General features: G+C 33.6%; 13 protein-coding genes. All 13 read left to right on the top strand.

Going from position 1 to position 17,765, the window contains the following annotated elements; all coding sequences use genetic code 11:
• The first annotated feature begins 1 nt into the window (after nt 1).
• The 13 genes from ROY99_14380 (at nt 2) to ROY99_14320 (ending at nt 17,760) form a co-directional block, all read left to right on the top strand.
• Nucleotides 2-865 (top strand): SpaA isopeptide-forming pilin-related protein, encoded by an 864-nt coding sequence (locus ROY99_14380; GenBank protein ID MDT3697567.1) that lies wholly within the window; start codon nt 2-4, stop codon nt 863-865.
• A 40-nt stretch (nt 866-905) separates the two neighbouring features.
• A complete protein-coding gene (locus ROY99_14375) occupies nt 906-1,934 on the top strand; it encodes a hypothetical protein (protein ID MDT3697566.1) in 1,029 nt (342 codons plus the stop codon).
• Between the two features lie 103 nt (nt 1,935-2,037).
• Nucleotides 2,038-2,619, top strand: coding sequence for a hypothetical protein (locus ROY99_14370; protein MDT3697565.1), 582 nt, complete (start codon nt 2,038-2,040; stop codon nt 2,617-2,619).
• 1 nt (nt 2,620) lies between these two features.
• Complete coding sequence (locus ROY99_14365) at nt 2,621-3,220, top strand: DcrB-related protein (protein MDT3697564.1); 600 nt, start codon at nt 2,621-2,623, stop codon at nt 3,218-3,220.
• Nucleotides 3,221-3,257: 37 nt separating this feature from the next.
• Nucleotides 3,258-4,748 carry an FHA domain-containing protein gene (locus tag ROY99_14360; GenBank protein ID MDT3697563.1) on the top strand — a complete coding sequence of 497 codons (1,491 nt, stop codon included), beginning with the start codon at nt 3,258-3,260 and terminating at the stop codon, nt 4,746-4,748.
• A 19-nt stretch (nt 4,749-4,767) separates the two neighbouring features.
• A complete protein-coding gene (locus ROY99_14355) occupies nt 4,768-6,648 on the top strand; it encodes a protein phosphatase 2C domain-containing protein (GenBank protein ID MDT3697562.1) in 1,881 nt (626 codons plus the stop codon).
• Between the two features lie 28 nt (nt 6,649-6,676).
• On the top strand, nt 6,677-9,043 hold the full coding sequence (locus tag ROY99_14350; protein MDT3697561.1) for a serine/threonine-protein kinase: 2,367 nt from the start codon (nt 6,677-6,679) through the stop codon (nt 9,041-9,043).
• 75 nt (nt 9,044-9,118) lie between these two features.
• A complete protein-coding gene (locus ROY99_14345; protein ID MDT3697560.1) occupies nt 9,119-9,928 on the top strand; it encodes an IPT/TIG domain-containing protein in 810 nt (269 codons plus the stop codon).
• Between the two features lie 71 nt (nt 9,929-9,999).
• Nucleotides 10,000-12,504 carry a T9SS type A sorting domain-containing protein gene (locus ROY99_14340; protein MDT3697559.1) on the top strand — a complete coding sequence of 835 codons (2,505 nt, stop codon included), beginning with the start codon at nt 10,000-10,002 and terminating at the stop codon, nt 12,502-12,504.
• A 231-nt stretch (nt 12,505-12,735) separates the two neighbouring features.
• The gene (locus tag ROY99_14335; protein ID MDT3697558.1) at nt 12,736-13,245 is read left to right on the top strand and encodes a UpxY family transcription antiterminator; all 510 of its coding nucleotides are present in this window, start codon (nt 12,736-12,738) and stop codon (nt 13,243-13,245) included.
• Between the two features lie 55 nt (nt 13,246-13,300).
• The gene (locus ROY99_14330; protein MDT3697557.1) at nt 13,301-14,188 is read left to right on the top strand and encodes an SDR family oxidoreductase; all 888 of its coding nucleotides are present in this window, start codon (nt 13,301-13,303) and stop codon (nt 14,186-14,188) included.
• Between the two features lie 361 nt (nt 14,189-14,549).
• Nucleotides 14,550-16,778, top strand: coding sequence for a phosphoribosylformylglycinamidine synthase subunit PurL (purL, locus tag ROY99_14325; GenBank protein MDT3697556.1), 2,229 nt, complete (start codon nt 14,550-14,552; stop codon nt 16,776-16,778).
• Nucleotides 16,771-17,760, top strand: coding sequence for a YihY/virulence factor BrkB family protein (locus ROY99_14320; GenBank protein ID MDT3697555.1), 990 nt, complete (start codon nt 16,771-16,773; stop codon nt 17,758-17,760). The genes purL and ROY99_14320 overlap by 8 nt, the downstream gene beginning before the upstream one ends.
• Nucleotides 17,761-17,765 lie beyond the last annotated feature (5 nt).

Below are 17,765 nucleotides of genomic sequence, written 5' to 3'. Positions count from 1 at the left end.
AATGTCTGACCACAAAGGAAATACAGGTAAATCAAATAAAATAAAACTTAAGTCATCAATTGACCGGGTAATATGGACAGCCGGAATCGGGTGTAATGGTGCAGAGGTTGGGCTTGAGATTAATACACACTTTGTCGGTAATAACTCTGAAGTTAAAATAGAAATATCTGATGCTTCAGGCAAAGTGCTTGATACCATTAAAACTAAGATTGCCGGTAATTATTTATTAACCAAAATAAAAATTCCTGAAAAAGCAAAAGATGAGTTATACGCTGAAGTAAAGCTATCAAAGCTTGGATTGAGTAAAAAATCCAATTGTTTATATGTTTACCTACCGCCGAAGATTAAAAATCTAAAGTGGGATAAACAGGAAGCAAGGAGAGGTGATGTCTTAAAGATTTCTGCAGATGTTACCGATACTTATGAAGGAGCTGAATGTAAGGTTTTAATTTTTGAACATGATGATGATGGCGCACATGATCTGATCGCAAGTCTTAAAACAAATGTAAAGAATCAAAAGATAGAAGTTGATTGGGAATTTAAATTTCAGACTGACACCAAAAACATACCAACCGATCAGGAGACAGAAAAAGGATATAAAAACCCTGAATATTTTTTTCGGGTTGATGTAGGCGGTGTTTATGCTGATTCGGATTTATTAAAGTTTAAAGATTGGATTGAGATAAAACTTGAGGATCAGGAAGGAAATCCCTTGAAAGATATTTCGTATAAAATTAAATTTTCTGATGGAAAGAATAAAGAAGGGAAGCTCGATTCAAATGGATATGCAAAAATTGAAAATGTCCCGCCTGGTAAATACGAAATTGAATTTGAGAATATTAAAGGCATAGGCAAATCAAAATAAGAATTACAACTAATTAACTTATAGATAAACAAGTTATAATATGACTGACGGAACAAGTTCTGGTTCATCAGGTTCGTTAAGTGCTTTTAGATTAACATACGAGAGACGGAAAATTATTGTGGCTCAAGGGCTAGATTTTCGTGATGATGACCTAAGAGCAAGAAAAGCCAGAGACAGCAGATATTCTGAAGAACCATTAGAAGATTTTTTAAAAAATAATTTTACTTCAAACTTTACTGCTTTGGATTCAACTCACTTTGAATATATCAGTGATGATCAACAAGTACATTTTTTTATTGAAATTGTAAGAAGTAAAGATGATTTTTACAAAGCATTGGAAACACCAGGGATTCATGTTATCTATGCCGGACACTCGCGCTACGGCAGAGGAACCTGCTTTGATCCTGATATTTCATCCGATAATTATATTGAAGGCGATAGATGGGAACAGGGTGATAGTAATCGTAATGGAATATTTCGCCTTGCGTATCCATTTGTTGGGATTCCGTTTTCTGACATTTTACACCATAAGTATAAATTTGCCCCGGTTGCAGTTGAGGAGAGACCTCCATCAATTAATGACAGACATCCCGAGGCAAAACTTGATTTAAGAAGAATTACTTTACCAGATTCATTAAAGAACTATGTGCTGGATGCATTTAAATCTCCTTCAAACCGCTATTGGGGTTTTTTCAAAAGAGAAAATCACATTTTACTTCATGCAGGCTGGGAAAATACCTTTAGTAGCCCTTATGACTTAGGAGCAGTAGAATTGAAATGCAAAGTCTTCTGTCATTTCGGATGTAGTTCTAAACTCCATTATTGGAAAATTATAAGAAAGAATCCCTATAAAAACTGGGCAAGAGATATTCCACCTACCGACCGGTTTGCATATTTTTCTGACAGACCCGGTGATTATAGAGGGTGGTGCTACTGGTTATTTTATATTTTGAGTTATTCAGAAGTAAATGCTTATCAATCATGGTGGCGCAGCCTTGAATATGCCAAAAGATCAACAAATAATTTTCTGAGAAGTAGAAGAGGAAAAACAAAGTTTCAACTTTACTAAAAACTTCAAGAGTTCAAGAATGAACAGACTTTATATTATTTATCTTCTATTTGTATTCTTATTATCAAGCTGTAATGATTCATCAATAAATGAGGAACCAAAAATGGAAAACAAGAATATCTCATCGATACTTAAGGAGATTAAATTACAAGACAATAAAAAGATAGACACACTTAGCAAGGTTATATCAGAAGAATCAAGAAAAGATGCAGTTGAATTAGTAAAAATTCTGCACTCCGATAAGGAAGAAGAAGCTCAAAAAGCTGCTATGGTATTATTGTCCATAGGCGACTTAGCATTTACTCCTCTTATGGAATCGTTAGATACAAAAAATGCTGATAATTTTGTTTGGGAAACAGATGTTTTGGTATCTGTTATTTTAAATAACAGAAATAAAATTACTTCTGTAATTAATTCCATGCTTCTTGATAAAAGAAAGCTGGATGATACAGAGCCTCAAGCCCTAATGGAGGAACTACCTATTCCTCGTCGTGTTTGTGATGAAGGGTATCTTATGCTACGCCGACTTACTGCATTTAAAGAAACAGAAGAAGACTTAATGATGAATGAAAGATTATTTTTGAACATGACTGATGATCAGAAAGATAAGGAAATTGAAAGAATTAAATCTTCCAAAGAGTGGATTTCTCTTATTGAGCATTTATCTGATGAAGGTGTAGATTAAAATGGATATCCCGGAATATTATAAACAGTTTCAAAATCAGCCTCCTAAAAAGGAGGAAGAAGTTAAGCTGCCGGAAAAAGCTGAAGCCTCTTCTACTGAAAAGCTTCAGCAAAAAGCTGAACCTCAAAAGCAGTCACAACAATCGCAGCAGCCTGCAGTAAAAGACAAAACAATTCCGTTTCAAGGCAATGGTTTTTTGTTAGAGCAGCTTGAAGATTGGAAAGATAAAACAATTTACACTTTGGAAGGTCCCGTTACAGATGGGATTAAACATAATGTTATTGTTACAATTGATACAGAACCAGCTGCTGAAGATCTTACTGAATATTCCCAGATACAGATACAAACACTGGAAAGCGAATTAAAATCCTGTATGCTTCTTAAACAAGGTGCAACAAAATTAACAAATGGCAGCGATGCCTATGAAGCAATTTTTAGCTGGTATCCTACAGATGATTTAAGAATATATCAGCATCAGATTTATGTAATGGGTAATAAAAAAGCGTATAAACTTACGGCAACATTTACAAAAAAAACAAGACAAACGATTGGGCCTGCTGTATTAAGAATGATGCTTAGTTTTAATCAAGACAAAAAATAAATACTTTATCTTAAAGAATTGACATTATGCTTCTACTATGGGTACAGAACCTACATCAATAAAAAATGAACAGAATAAAACTATTGTCCGATTAACCATAGAAAAAGGAGAATCACAAAAGAAAGAATACTTTTTTAAAGACACTTTTCGTATCGGACGTGTTGATACCTGTGCAGTTAAGATTGATGATGGCTTAGTAAGCCGTGATCATCTGGAGATATCTTATAAAGAAGGTAAATGGTTTATTGCTGATCTGTTTAGCAGTAACGGTACCTATCTGGATGGAAAAAAAATTGATCACATTATATTATCCAATCCGATTAAACTTGAATTGGGGAAGAATGGTCCTATAGTTAAACTAGAATTAATTAAAGACACTGAAAGCAAACCATCATCAACTTCTGGTGCATCCGATACCGATAGTTCTTTGCAAAGTTATATCCAGCGTTACTTTGAACAGGAAGGTAATAATCCTAATGCCGGCGATCATACAAGAATGATACAGCAGGCATTTAAAGTTGTTCAGAAAAAGCAATCGAAAAAATACTGGCTGATAATTGCTCTTGTTGCATTTATTGGAATACTTGCCTCAGCTTATGCAGTTTATCAGCATATTAAAGCTAACGAACAAAAAGAACTGGCTGAATCAATCTTTTATCAGATGAAAGGGATTGATATTCAGCTCTCAAAATTATCATCTGCTGTGGAAAATGCCGGTAATACTGAAGTTGAACAGACTATTGAAAAAATGCGCGGTGATTATAACAGAATGGAAAAAATTTACGATAAGTATGTTGGTGAACTTGATGTTTATGATCTTAGTGAAGAGGACAGGTTGATTCTTAAAATGGCAAGATTATTTGGTGAGTGCGAAATTAATATGCCTGAAAATTTTGTTGGAGAAGTAAAAACATTTATTAACAAGTGGAAGTCATCTCCAAGATTAAAATCAGCAATAACACGTGCACAGGAAAACAATTATATCCGACCTATAATTGAAGCGTTTTTAAAACAGAGCCTGCCTCCACAGTTTTTTTATCTGGCATTGCAGGAAAGTGACTTTAAGTTTGATATTGTTGGACCAATAACACGATACGGATATGCAAAAGGAATGTGGCAGTTTATACCAATGACTGCGCGGCAGTATGGTTTGGAAACAGGACCTTTAGTTGAGCTAAATCAGTACGATCCCTTGGATGATCGTTTTAATGTACCTAAAGCTACAACTGCTGCTGCTAAGTATATTAAATTTATTTACCAGACTGAAGCTCAAGCTTCTGGCTTACTTGTTATTGGCTCATACAATTGGGGCGAAAATAATTTCAGAAAACTTGTCAACGAATTACCCGAAGATCCGAAACAAAGAAATTTTTGGAATTTACTTGTTAAGTATCGAGAAAGAATTCCAGATGAAACATATAACTATGTTTTCTATATCTTTTCTGCCGCAGTAATTGGTGAAAATCCAAGATTATTCGGGTTTGATTTTGATAATCCATTATTAAGTAGTTTACAGCAACTCAATTAACTCTAAAAGGTTGAATCTATTGAAAGAAAAGCAGCAGCTTAGTATAAAATATTTTGGAGCTTCCGATATTGGTCTTGTAAGAACTGAAAATCAGGACAGCTTTGGTAAATTTCCAAAAGATGGTTTAAATATGTACCAATCCAAAGGCATTTTGTTTATGGTTGCCGATGGAATGGGTGGACATACCGGAGGTAAAGAAGCAAGCCAGACAGCGGTTGATGTTATTGGAAACGAATACTTTTCTTTTGATTCTGAAATTATTTCCAGTGCGCTTTTATATTCATTTAAAAAAGCTAATTATAAAATCAATCAAACTTCTCAGGATGCTCTTCAATTCCGCAAAAAAGGTACAACTTGTTCGGCTCTTGTAATAGAAAATGACAGGGCACATATTGCCCATGTTGGTGATAGTAAGATTTATAAAATTTCTGATGATAATATAATTCAGTTTACAAACGATCATACAGAAGTTGGGGAAATGGTACGTAAAAAAATTATTACGGAGGAAGAAGCAAAAAATCATCCTTCCAAATCTGTATTAATCAGAGCTATGGGGATTGAAACCGATCTGGAAGTTGACTTGATTGAAAATATTTTAATAAGCGGTGGCGATTGTTTCGTTTTGTGTTCAGATGGTCTTTCAAAAGTGCTTCCTGAAGAGATAAAAAAGATAGTATTAAGTAATTCTGAAGAGGAAGCCTGCAAAAAACTGATTGCCCTGGCAAATGATCGCGGTGGAAATGATAATGTTACAGTACTGGTAGTCAAAATAGTTGATGAAAACTTGAATGATAATCAGATTAAACAAACACCTGCAGTTAAAAAGAAAAATTCCTGGTTTCCGGTTACAGTATTATTATTGCTGATCATTTTAATTGCTGTCTTTATTTTAATTTATCAGAAAGAAATAACTGACCTTTTTTCTAAAAAGAATATCACTGCTGCTGATAGTACTATGGTTAAGGAAGAAATTATTACAGATGAAAATCCTGATGCACTTTTGACTGAAGCGAATAATCTGTTATCTGAAGGTAAACTTGATAGTGCAATGGTTCTTTATAATTTAATTTTAAACCAGAATCCGCTGCATATTGGTGCATTAAGTGGCAGAGAGAATGTGATTTTGAAATATATTCAAGCTGGTAATGAATTATTAGCTGTTAACAAAAAAGATGAAGCTTTGTTAAATTTTAAAAAAGCTTATACACTTGATCCAAATGATAAAGAGTTAAACAATAAAATAATGATAATTGAAAAATCTGATAATAAAAATTTATCCGATAACAATAAAAATCCGAAGGTAAATAAAGACCAGCTGAAAAAACAGCTTGATGATAAAACAGTAAACAAAGATGATGATGAAAAGGAAATAATCTTTGCAAACTTTAATTTAAGTAATTGGGAAAAACCCGGATTATCGGCAGGCGATTTTAAGAATAATGACGATAGAATAGCGTTTCTGAAAACAAATAAATCTAAAAAGATTTTTTTTAAACAGGCAATGGAAGATATTGACTTAAATGTTGATGTTCGCTTTGATGAATATTCTAATGAAAATGCAGGCGTTATTGTTGGATATAACAGAGATGAAAACAGCGGGAACGAAAATTATTATTTATTCTTGTTGAACAATTCGCGTAGTTATTCCTTAATTAAAGTTAATGATGATAAAAAGGAAACAATTGTAACCGGCAAACAGATTATGGATACAGGTAAAAAAGGATTTCAAATAAAGTTGAAATGTCTTGGTCCCTGGATAATGATATATAATGACAATAAACTTTTAGAATCGTATCTTAGCAGCGATTTTATTAAAGGTAAGTTTGGTTTTTTTGCTGACTCAAATGTTGAAGTTGAATTCAGCAATCTTACAATTAAATCAGCATTCGAAAAAAATTAAATATAGTATTATACATTCGGTAATGTAAATGGATTCATTAATTGGTAAAACTGTCGATAGCTATCGCATCCTTGAAGTGATTGGAAGAGGCGGTATGGGCGTTGTATTCAAAGCGCTTGATACTAATCTTGAAAAAATCGTTGCATTGAAAATGATTGATCCTTTTCTTGCAAGGGATGAGAATTTTGTCAGAAGATTTAAGACAGAAGCAAAAGCATTAGCAAAACTCGAAAACCCAAACATAGTTGGTGTATATGCTTTAAGGGAAACAGATGCCGGTTTCTTTATGGTGATGGAATATGTTGAATCTGTACCATTATCCCAATACCTTCAGGAAAATGGTCCGTTCAATATTCAAGATGCTATATCAATAACTAAGCAGCTTCTTAATGCTATTGGTCATGCCCACAAGGTTGGTGTAATACATCGCGATATCAAACCAAGTAATATTCTTTTATCCGGTACTAACAAAGTAAAAGTAACAGATTTTGGTCTGGCAAAAGTAGTTGAACAAAAAGGTCCTGCAAGTACAGTAACTCAGGCAAGAGCAGGAACTTTATATTATATGTCTCCAGAGCAGGTTAAAGGGTTAAAGAATGTTGATTTACGCAGTGATTTGTATTCATTAGGAATGACTGTTTATGAAATGATTGCCGGTAGGGTTCCGTTTGATAAAACTGATTCTGATTTTACTATTCAAAAAATTATTGTTGATGGAGAAATTCCTTCACCAGTAAAATTTAATGCCGGTATTCCGAAAAAATTTACAAAAATTATTTCCAGATCAATCAACAAAGATCCTGATAAACGGTATCAAACTGCTGATGAAATGCTTGAAGATATATACAGCTTTGAAAGAGAATATCATCCTGAAAAAGGTAAAGGCAAATCTCAGGATACTACAATTATTGAACGTGTAGTAAAAGAACCAACTGTTAAACAAAGCAGTAAATTTGATTTTAAGAAACCCGCTGTTTTATTCCCGTCTATAGCTGTTATAGTGTTATTAGCTGCTTCTTTATTTTTATTTCTACCCGGTGGCAATTCGACAGATGAAACTTATTTGTCAATTACTTCAAATCCTTCTGATGCTGATATAATGCTTAATCAAAAATCAATTGGAGTTTCACCCGTTAAGGATTATAAATTGGAATCTGCCGGAAAAATATCTTTAACTGTAAGCAAAGATGGATTTTTATCTGTTGATACGATTATTACAGTTGAATCCGGTATGAATGAAAACGTTTCATTTAATTTAAGACCAATCCAAAAAGAGAAAATAAGTATTACAACTAATCCTTCGGGAGCGAAATTATTTGTTGATGGATATCCAATTAACAACTCACCAATCGAAAATTATTCCATTAATTCCGGTAAACACAGGATAAGAGTTGAAAAGGCTGGATTTAATGTTTTAGATACAGAAATTGATGTTCAGAAAGAAAGCTCGAAGCTGTTTAATTTTACTCTTACAAAGGATCCTAATTTCAAAGGTTTTGGAATTTTAAAAATAGATAGTAACCCGGCTGGTGCTACAGTATTTTTAAATGGTGAAGCCGTAGGAAAAACTCCTTTTCTTAATAATGAACAGCCAGTTGCTGATTACAATTTAGTATTAAGACAGGATGGTTATACTGATTACACTGAATCATTTAAGATACTATTAAATAAAACGAAGACTATCAATAAAAAATTATCATCTGCAACCGAAACATCAGCAGATCAGTTTGGCAGATTAAAAATTACCTCAAAACCTTCAGAAGCATCGGTATATCTGGATGGTGCATTTGTTGGTTCTACACCATTTAATAATTCAAAAACAACTGCTGGTAAGCATAAATTAGTAATTAAGAAAAAAGGTTTTGCTGATTATAGTGAAACAGTGGAAGTTGAAGTAAGTAAAACAACTACACTTACTGCAGAATTGATTTCATCTTCCGGCTCATTGGGTAAGGTTGAAATCCTGGTTCGTCCTTATGGAAGTATCTATATCAATGATGAATTAAAAGCACAGGATACTAATTCTCCCTTTAACACTGAATTACCAGCAGGCAGATATAAAATTAAATTAACACATCCAACATTAGGTTCAACGCCAACAATGACTATTAATGTTACTGGCGGCAGTCAAAAATTTGTTTATGATTTAAGCAGGATAGCAAAGCTTACTTTAATTTCTAACCCGCCGTATTGTGAAATATTTATTAATGGAAGTACAACCGGAAAATATACACCTGTTCAGCTGCAGCTAAAACCCGGCACATATAAAATCGTTCTCAAAAAAGAAGGATATGTAAATTCAAAAGAAGAAAAATATGAGGTGCCATATAGTATTTATGAAGCAGCAAATGATCGTGAAGACAGAAAAGAATTTGAATTAACTAAATCAAAGTAAGTTCAATCTTTAAATAAATTGAGAAAAAAAATTGATTAAGTAAAGGTTTTAAATATTATTTCTAAGGAGGTTCAAATGAAAAAAATGATTAACAGCATAACACTGATTGCAGCAATTTTAATTATTGCTCCAATTCTGACGTTTAATGCTGATTCAATTAAATTAAATGTTCTTTGGGCACAAACTCAAGATCAATGTACTGAACAACTTGATAAAGCTGAAGAAGAGTATCAAGCTGGTAAATGGACAGAAGCAATTGCACTTATTGAACAATGTTTAAAGAAAGAGAATGTAGGAGAACTTGAGAAAGGCAGAGCATACAGGATCTTAGGTTTGGTTTATATTGCAATTCAGTTGGAAAAAGAAGCAAATGATGCAGTGAAGAATCTTTTAATAATGGTTCCTAATTATAAAGTTGATCCGGTTAAAGATCCGCCGTCATTACAAAAAATAATCGATAATATGGCACTGACTTTAAATCCTAAAATTTCAGGTATTTCACCCAATAATGTTGATCAAGGTGAAAAGGGTATTAAGTTAAAAGTAACAGGGACTAACTTTGCGTATGGCTCTGTTGTAAAATTTAATGGTGTCTCTAAATCAACTACTTATGTCAGTTCCACAGAGCTTACTGCTGATGTTCTTACTAGTGACTTAGCAAAAACAGGAGAATATGATGTTACTGTTTACAGCCCAATAATGGGTGGTAAAACTTCTGAAGCAGAAAAATTTACTGTCCAGAAAGCCTCTTCATTCCCTTGGACCTGGATAGCTGTGGGAGGCGGTGTAGTAGCAGCTGCTGTTGTTGCGGTTCTGACTTTGGGTAAAAAAGATGAATCAACAACACCAGAGGTAATATTAGCTGATCCGCCTACAAGACCTTGACATTTTAATTATTTAAGTAATTTATTAAGTAATGAATTAAACTGATTAAAAATTTAAAGACGAGATTGAAAATGAAATACATAACTAAACTTTTAATAATAATTTTATTTTTCTCTGCGCAAATACTTTCACAAGAGAAAAGTACATACCGGGATAACGGTGATAATGCTTTGGAAAAATTTATTGAAATACTAAAGCATACTCTTGCAGATTATAATGAAAATCAACAAGTTAATTCATCAAGCAGTACCGAAAGATTACAAGCGAATTTAGATTTCTTAAGTTCCCTGAATAGCAATTCACTTTATAAACCTATGGCTGAGAAGAGATTTTTGCCAACTGAGCGAACTTATCAAAACTGGGATGGAGTTGCCTGGGCTAATGCTAACAAATATTTGTATTCTTATGATAGCAGGGATAATAACACTCAATATACTTATCAAAGTTGGAATGTTTCAGCTTGGGAAAATAGTTTCAGATATTCCTATTTATATGATCAGAAAGATAATCAAATCGAAATGATCTATCAGACTTGGAATGGAAGTACCTGGGTTAATAATTCTAAATACCTCAACACCTATGATCAAAATAATAATAGAACTGAACAAACTTATCAAAACTGGAATGGTTCTGCCTGGGTAAACAGCAGCAGGAGTGTCTATACATATAACTCATTTAATAAAATAACAAAAATTGTATTTCAAATCTGGAACGGGTCGTCCTGGGATAATAGTTCACAATATATTTATACCTATGATTCTAACAGAAATGAGATCGAAAATTTATATCAAACCTGGAGTGGAACGGCTTGGAATAACTATTCCAGAAGCTCAAGTACATTTAATCAAAATAATAAAATGACTGAGCAGATTTATGTTACTTGGACGGGCATTGCCTGGGTGAACAATTCAAAATATTCATATACTTTTGATTCAAATAATAATCAAATAGAGTATCTAAGTCAGACCTGGAACTCAACAGCTTGGGAAAATGATCTTAAGACATCCTACACTTTTAATGCACATAATGATATAACAGGATTGATTTCTCAAGACTGGGTTGCAGGAGCGTGGGTTAACCTAAATAAATACTCTGTAACCTATAGTTCAACTTATAAGTTTACAGAGATATTATTTCAATCCTGGGACGTTTCAACCTGGAGAAATAATCAAAAAAATTCTTATACATACGACTCAAACGATAATCTAACAGAACAGACAAGTCAAAATTGGAATGGTAGTTCCTGGATAAATTCAAGCAGATCATTATTTACTTACATTACCGGACATTATCCAACCACAATAACACTTAATACAAGTTATACATTTGGTGATGCTACTCAGACTTCAAGTTATAAAATGATCGGTTTGCCAGGTGCAAATATTATTCCGATAAACAATATAATCAGTGGTACATCGGGAGTAAAAGGAGACTGGCGTGCTTTCTGGGATCCGGGTACTGGTGCTTTTACAGAATTTGATGGCAGTGCTGTCTTTAATTTTGAACCGGGTAAAGCTTTTTGGGTAATAAGTAAAAACTCTATAACCGTTAATCAAAGCGTTAATTCTGTTATAGTTGAAGATAATAATTTTTATGATATTCCTGTTCATAGTGAATGGAACCTTATTTCAAATCCATTTGATAAAAATATTTCCTGGCTTGCAGTCCAGAACTCTAATGCTATTACACAACCTATCCATTTCTTTCAGAATGGCACTTATACTAATCCAAGCTCTTTAGAACCTTATAACGGATATTACTTCTTTAACAACACAGGATTACCTGTACTTAAGATACCTTATTCAACAACATCAATTTTACCAAAGCAAAACTCAGTAAACAGCAATGAATTGGAGATAACACTTACAGATAATTCAGAAGTTAGAGCATCTGTGAATATTGGAATTACAGAGCAGGCTAACGAGGGTGTTGATATGATGGATGTTTTTGCACCGCCTTCACAGTTTTGCGATGTAAATATAAATCTGGTCAACAATAAACTTGAGACTAACTATAAATTTCTGCAAAAAGATTACAGACCAATTATTGACGATGGGCAGGAGTTTGAGTTTAATGTTAAGAATTTATCAGACCAATCTGTAAGTATGAATATAACCGGAACTGAAAATTTTGCTGACAAGGAAGTTTATTTATTGGATAAAAGCCTTTCCAAACTTTATAATCTGAAAACTTCTGAATCATTTAGGATAAGAGAAAATACTGCTTCAAAAAATTTCAGCATTCTTGTAGGTTCAAGTGAATATATATTGCAAAAGCAAACCGGAATGATACCGACTGAATTTAGCTTATCTCAAAATTATCCTAATCCTTTTAATCCTACTACAGTTATCAGGTTTGCATTACCTAAACAAAGTAATGTTACCCTTAAGATATTTAACCTTCTAGGTCAATTAGTTACGGAGGTGTTAGATAATAAAACATTTGAAGCTGGTTATCAGGAAATAGAATTTGATGGAAGACAGTTAGCATCAGGAGTTTATTTATATATGCTTGAAGTTAACTCTGCCGGAGAAAAACAATATATCCAAACTAAAAAGATGCTGCTGATGAAGTAACCCAAAGAAAATTTTCACTTTTCTTTTTACCCTGGCAAATTATTGTCAGGGTTTTTTATTTTAAATTATTAAACTGGCTAAAATCCTTTTGTAAAATCAGAATTCAGAAAAAAGCTGTTAAGAAATACATTGCCTTAAAAATAACTTTTTTAATTATATTCTCTTTCAAATTGATTTATTTATTTTCAAAACTATTTTGAAAAAACAGATACACTCAATCCCAAAACTAATATGGATAATACTCAAGTAATCAGAAACTGGTATGTACTTTATACTCGTCCGCGGGCTGAGTTTAAAGTTGAGCGATCGTTGAAAATTAAAGGAATCGATGTATTTCTGCCTGTAAAGAAAACAATTAAACAATGGAGTGACAGAAAGAAAGTAATTACTTCGCCGCTCTTTACAAGCTACATTTTTATTTATACTGATGAGAAAGAAAGATTACTTTCCCTGGAAGATAAACTGATTGTCAGGTGTTTATGCGATGGGCGAAAACCGGCTGTGGTTCCGGAATGGCAAATTGAAAGTTTAAAAATGATGCTTCAGAAGGATTTGGAACCAAAGATATTTGAAGGGTTGGTAAGCGGTGACAAAATTCAGATAACAAATGGTCCGTTAAAGGGAATATCTGGTGTTATAATCAAAATGAAAAACAGTAATCAATTAGCTATATCTATAGAACTTATAAATCGAACTGTAATTGTTCATCTTTCAGATGAAATATCTTTTACAAAAATTTGAATGATATTGATTGAGCCTTTTAATCTTTACAAAAAAATAAGAATTGAGAAATAAAATGTCAGATAACAACTACAAGACTTCTATGTTTAAAAACGATGCATTAAAAGATAAAGTTATTTTAATAACCGGCGGCGGTACTGGCTTGGGAAAATCAATGGGGAAATATTTTTCAGAGCTTGGTGCTAAACTTATTATAACCAGCCGCAAAATTGATGTATTGAAAAAAACCGCTGAAGAAATTTCATCACAGACCAATAATGATGTTTTTCCATTTGCTTGTGATGTTTCTGATTATAAACAGGTTGAAGTATTACTGAAAGCCTCTTTGGAAAAATTTGAAAGGGTAGATGCATTAGTAAATAATGCCGCAGGAAATTTTATCAGCCCAACAGAAAAATTGTCAAACAGAGCATTTGATGCAATTGTAAACATCGTACTTAAAGGCACTTATAATTGCACACTTGCCTTTGGTAAACACTGGATAGAAAATAAAAACAAAGCAGTGGTGTTAAATATTGTAACTACTTATGCCTGGACAGGATCAGCTTTTGTTGTTCCGTCTGCCGCTGCTAAAGCAGGAGTTTTGGCAATTACCCGGTCACTTGCTGTTGAGTGGGCTAAATATGGAATTCGTTTTAACGCTATAGCTCCCGGATTGTTTCCTACAAAAGGTGCTTGGGATAGACTGCTGCCAGGCGATTTACAAGAAAAACTTGATGCTGTTAAAAAAATTCCACTTAAAAGAGTTGGCGAACATCAGGAGCTTGCAAATTTAGCTGCTTATCTGCTCTCTGATTTTTCTTCTTTTATAAATGGTGAAGTAATTACAATTGATGGCGGTGAATGGTTAAATGGAGCCGGTCAGTTTAATCTGCTACAGACTGTTACCAGCGAACAATGGGGTGAGATTGAAAAGATGGTGCGGGGCGTTAAAGGAAGTTAGATGGAAATGACAGATTTAATTTTATTGATTTTTTACTGAAGATAAATAAGTAAGTTAACTCCCCGGTCTGAAACCTGTTATTTAATTATAACATCTATTGTAAAACAATATTCTTTTTAAGCAGGCTCACGATGTTATTAAAATAGATCCCCCAATACTTTTATCGTCAGAATATCTTTACCCAAAATACTTTTCTAGTTTAAGTGTTCTTAATGTGATTTTAACCTTTCAGCATTTTAATAATTATTATAGTCAGTGAAACTACAGAATATTGAAGGGTATTTTTTAGATGTTTTTATCCTGCTTTCCTTATATTTCCTTACGATATTTTTAAACTATTTTAAATCAATCTGAATAGCTGATGAAAGAACCATTGGTAACATTTGAACTTGCGAAAGAGCACGGTTTAATTAAAGAAGAATGGGAAAAGATTTTAAAAATTCTTGGCAGGGTGCCAACATTTACAGAGCTTGGGATATTTTCTGTGATGTGGAGCGAGCATTGCAGTTATAAGAATTCCATAGCTCAATTAAAAACTTTACCCCGAAGCGGTGGAAGATTACTCGTTGAAGCCGGCGAAGAAAATGCCGGACTTATTGATATCGGTGATGATCTTGCAGTTGCTTTTAAAATTGAAAGTCATAATCATCCTTCAGCAGTTGAACCATATCAAGGTGCTGCAACCGGTGTTGGCGGAATAATGCGTGATATATTTACTATGGGCGCACGTCCTGTTGCCTCTTTAAACTCACTTCGATTCGGATCATTAAAAGATGCCCGCACAAGATTTTTATTTGATGGAGTTGTACGCGGAATTGGAGATTATGGAAACAGCTTCGGAGTTCCAACTGTTGCCGGAGAAGTTTATTTTGATGAATCATATCAAGGTAATCCGCTTGTTAATGCAATGGCTGTCGGGATTGTAAATAAAAAACACGTTGCCTCTGCTATAGCAAAAGGAGTTGGAAATCCTGTGATGATTGTAGGGTCTTCAACCGGCAGAGATGGAATACACGGCGCTACTTTTGCATCAGAGGAAATTTCTGAAAAATCTGAAGCTAAACGCCCTTCTGTTCAGGTAGGAGATCCGTTTACTGAAAAACTTTTGCTCGAAGCTACTTTGGAAATAATAAAAAATGATTGGCTGATCGGAATACAGGATATGGGTGCTGCGGGAATTTCATGCTCTACAAGTGAAATGAGTGCAAAGGGAAATTCTGGTATGAAAATTAATCTTGATAAAGTGCCTTTGCGCGAAGATGGAATGACTGCCTATGAAATAATGCTAAGTGAAAGTCAGGAAAGAATGTTATGTTGTGTTAAAAGAGGTTATGAACATCATGTGAAAGAAGTTTTTGAGAAATGGGATTTGCATTGCGAGATAATCGGTGAAGTTACAAATGATGGTTTACTTCACATTGATTATGAAGGTAATCCTAAAGCATCAGTACCTGCGTATGAGTTAGTGCTGGGCGGCGGAGCACCGGTTTACATCCGAGAACAAAAGGAGCCCGAGTATTTAAAAGAAACCAGAAAATTTGATCAGAATACTTTGCCTGAACTGGAAGGCATTAAGGAGAACTTTATAAAAGTTTTTTCTTCTCCAAATATTGTTTCTAAGCAATGGGTTTATCAGCAATATGATTCAATGGTTAGAACTAATACAATAGTTGGACCTGGTTGTGATGCTGCTGTTATTTTTATTAAAGGAACCAACAAAGCACTTGCCATGAAGACTGACTGCAATTCACGGTATGTTTATTTAAATCCTAAAGAGGGAACTAAAATAGCTGTTGCTGAGTGTGCCAGAAACATAGTTTGTACAGGAGGCATTCCATTGGGAGTTACAAATTGTTTGAACTTTGGTAATCCATACAAACCCGAAGTTTACTGGCAGTTTGCTCAGGCAATATCAGGAATGGGAGAAGCTTGCAGAAAATTTGAAACTCCTGTTACAGGCGGCAATGTCAGTTTTTATAATGAATCGCCTGAAGCTGCAGTTTATCCTACTCCTACAATAGGTATGGTCGGTTTAGTAGAAGATCTTAAACATATAACTACATCATATTTTAAAGATGAGGGTGATGTAATTTACTTGCTTGGTGAAGATAAAGAGGAGATTGGAGGAAGCGAATACTTAAAAGTTGTTTACAATAAAGTTACCGGCGATTCACCATCAATTAATCTTGATGAAGAAAAGAAATTGCAGGATTCTCTATTAAACCTTATCAGATTGGGATTGATAAAATCCGCACACGATATATCTGAAGGCGGAATTGTTTCTGCATTAGCTGAATGCTGTATCATCAATCAGGAAGAACAAATTGGCTGCGAAGTTGAAATTCCGATTAAATCAAGAATAGACTTTTCGCTGTTTTCAGAATCGCAATCAAGAATAATTATTTCGGTCTCAAAAGAAAATGCTTCCGAACTTGAAAGAGAGCTTAAACTGACAGAGTTAAAATTTACGAAACTTGGTTTTGTTGGCGGCTCTTTATTAAAAGTAAAGAATCTTTTTGATATTACCATTAAAGAAGTTTCGGATATTTATTACAATACAATCCCCGCTATTATGTCTGGTGATGAATAAGCTTAAAGAAAAATACAAAAGCTCAGTTTATTTCAAATACTTTAGAAAACTTAGATTTCTATATCATCGCCGTCCTCACTGGCAAAGAACATATAAGTTCTTTAAACATTATTTTGGTGGTTTGTATGATCGGATTGACAGGCATAATGTTTTTTTGCTTTCAGGCGGATTAGCATTTTCACTTTTTACATGTATCATTCCTTTAATACTGATAATGTTCTGGATACTTGGAAATTTTTTAAGCTCTGAAGAAATGGAATTGCAAATTATTACTTTGATAAATACTATAATACCTTACAGCGAGTATGCTGAATTTGTTAAAGATATTATATTTACAAGAGTAGAAGAAGTAGTTGAATTAAAAAATATAGCCGGTATTGTTGGTTTTAGCGGATTGTTTTTTGCAGCAAGCGGTTTTTTCAGCAGTATGCGTACTGTATTAAATAAAATTAATGGAACTGAAATAGATATCAATTATTTTCTTGGCAAACTAAGAGATTTTTTAGTTATACTTATTGCGATATTATTGTTCTTCGCTTCAGTTCTTGCTCTGCCGCTTTTAGAATTGTTTAAATCAATTGCTAAGTCTTCAGATTATCTGCAAATATTTAATCACCCGATCTTTCAGCAACTCTTTACAATTCTGGTTTCAATTTTTATAATGCTTTTGTTGATGTATTTGTTTTATAGTTTTATCCCGACTGCTAAAATCAAACATCGCTCTGCACTGGTTGGTGCATTCTGGTCTTCAATATTATGGGTCGGGATGAAGGTTCTGTTTGGATATTATCTCGCAAACTTCCAAACCTGGGGAAAGATATACGGAACTTATGCATTGCTGATTGTTATTGCTTTCTGGATTTATTATACCGCTGCAGTTTTCATAATCGGAGCTGAAATTGCTAAACTTTTTGATGAAAGATTAAATGAATCAATTGCACAAAAAAAGATTGCTGCTCAAAACATTCCACCGATTGAGTAATTATG

The sequence above is a fragment of the Ignavibacterium sp. genome (assembly GCA_032027145.1).
Classification (GTDB): Bacteria; Bacteroidota; Ignavibacteria; order Ignavibacteriales; family Ignavibacteriaceae; genus IGN3.
This window is presented reverse-complemented; position numbering and strand designations above follow the sequence as displayed.